This window comes from Mesorhizobium sp. M1A.F.Ca.IN.022.07.1.1 (assembly GCF_003997575.1).
Lineage (GTDB): Bacteria > Pseudomonadota > Alphaproteobacteria > Rhizobiales > Rhizobiaceae > Mesorhizobium.
In genome coordinates this window covers 1-2,024 of the sequence record NZ_RZST01000573.1, presented here as the reverse complement: position 1 = coordinate 2,024, position 2,024 = coordinate 1, and the positions used below count along the sequence as shown (strand labels likewise).

Annotated in this window: 2 protein-coding genes and 1 pseudogene; 2 read left to right on the top strand and 1 reads right to left on the bottom strand. The window is 63.6% G+C overall.

The features are described 5' to 3' along the window. Positions 1 to 349: pseudogene (locus tag EOA75_RS32265) on the bottom strand (GlxA family transcriptional regulator); the annotation flags it as partial. Positions 350 to 477: 128 nt separating this feature from the next. Between EOA75_RS32265 and EOA75_RS32260 the strand changes: the two are divergent. Beyond that, the gene (locus tag EOA75_RS32260) at positions 478 to 1,395 is read left to right on the top strand and encodes a 3-keto-5-aminohexanoate cleavage protein (RefSeq protein WP_066996067.1); all 918 of its coding nucleotides are present in this window, start codon (positions 478 to 480) and stop codon (positions 1,393 to 1,395) included. A 95-nt stretch (positions 1,396 to 1,490) separates the two neighbouring features. Beyond that, on the top strand, positions 1,491 to 2,024 hold a 534-nt coding region (locus tag EOA75_RS32255), incomplete at its 3' end, for an HD domain-containing protein (protein WP_127326094.1).

The window sequence follows — 2,024 nt, the reverse complement described above, 5'->3', positions numbered from 1 at the left end:
CGCAGGCGCGGGCCGCACGCGCCGCGCGGCGCAACCCGGCAAGCAACGCCGACGTCGCATAGTTCTGCGTGCCGAAGCCGGCGACGACGACCAGCATGTCGGTCGCTTCGGCGGCATCGAAGCAGCCGCCGACGGCGACCGGCAAGCCGCAGGTCGTCACCGGCGCCTCTCCGGTGAGCGAGACCAGCTTGAAGTCGAACAAAGTCTCGCCGGAAATGCGGTTGGCGGCGCGCAGCGGGTCGACCGCCGAGGCCACGCACATGATCGACGAGCCCGAGAACACCAGAAACGTCACCTTGAGGGTTTCCCGCTCGGCGCGAAAGATCGTCGGCTTTTCGCTTTTAGTCATGGCGCCTTCGTAAAACGCAAAACAGTTTCCGGCAAGTCGGTCATGCTTGGCCAGCTTCGGCGCAGGTCGTCATAGCAAAGCCGGTTTCCGGCTTCATCAATGGCTGATCGAATTTGGGAGGAAAGACGATGCCGCTCGCGATGAACCGTGAGGTTTTCATTACCTGTGCCGTGACCGGTTCCGGCGGGACGCAGGACCGCAGCCCGAACGTGCCGCGCTCGCCCAAGCAGATCGCCGATTCGGCGATCGAGGCCGCCAAGGCGGGTGCTGCGATCGTACATTGCCATGTGCGCGACCCCGAGACCGGCAAGCCGAGGCGCGACGTCCATCTCTACCGCGAGGTCACCGAGCGCATCCGCGAGGCGAACGTGGATGTGGTGCTGAACCTCACCGCCGGCATGGGCGGCGACATGGTGTTCGGCTCGCCGGAAGCGCCGCTGCCGCTCAACGAGAAGGGCACCGACATGGGCGGCGCCACCAACCGCATGGAGCATGTGCGCCAGTGCCTGCCGGAGATCTGCACGCTTGATTGCGGCACGATGAACTTCGCCGAAGCCGACTATGTGATGACCAACACGCCCGGCATGCTGCGCGCCATGGGCGGCATGATGACGGCGCTCGGCGTGAAGCCCGAGATCGAAGCTTTCGATACCGGGCATCTGTGGTTCGCCAAGCAGCTGGTCGAGGAGCAGGTGCTGAAGCCCGATGCGCTGGTCCAGCTGTGCATGGGTGTGCCTTGGGGCGCGCCGGACGACCTCAACACCTTCATGGCGATGGTCAACAACGTGCCGTCGACCTGGAACTGGTCGGCTTTCTCGATCGGCCGCAACCAGATGGCCTATGTCGCGGCGGCGGTACTGGCCGGCGGCAATGTCCGTGTCGGGCTGGAAGACAATCTGTGGCTGGACAAGGGCGTGCTGGCGACCAATGCGCAGCTCGTCGAGCGCGCGGTGAGCATCGTCTCCAATCTCGGTGCGCGCGTGCTCGGACCGGAGGAAGTGCGCAAGAAGCTCAACCTCACCAAGCGGGCGCCGATCGCGGCATGAGCATGACCCCGAAAAGTGGGAACCGGTTTTTGCTTCGCTGACCTGCGGTTCGGAAAAGATCATGCTCAAACAACATTGAAAAGCGGGAGGTCGAGATGGCTACCGTCAAATTCACCGCGATGAAGGACGGCGACAAGGAAGACTATGAATTCCTGACCGCCCATGAGATCGACTATGCCGCCAAGACGGGGGATCGGCTGCTTACCGCGCTGGTGCAGCTCGACGAAGGCTTGTCCGGCTACAAGATCACCCGGCTCGGCCATTCGCTGCAGACGGCGACTCGCGCCTGGCGGGACGGCGCCGACACTGACTGGATCGTCTCCGCGCTGCTGCACGACATCGGCGACATCTACGCGCCCTACAATCATGACGAATATGCCGCCACCATCCTGAAGCCGTTCGTGCGCGAGCAATGCACCTGGGTGGTGGAAAAGCACGGCGACTTCCAGCGCCTCTACTACGCGCATCATTTGGGCGGCAACCAGCATGCCCGCGACCGCTTCGCCGGCCATCTCTATTTCGACGACTGCGACCAGTTTTGCGAGCGCTGGGACCAGTCGAGCTTCGATCCCGACTACGAGACGCTGCCGATCGAGTTCTTCCGGCCCTTCGTGCTCGAAGTCTTCGCC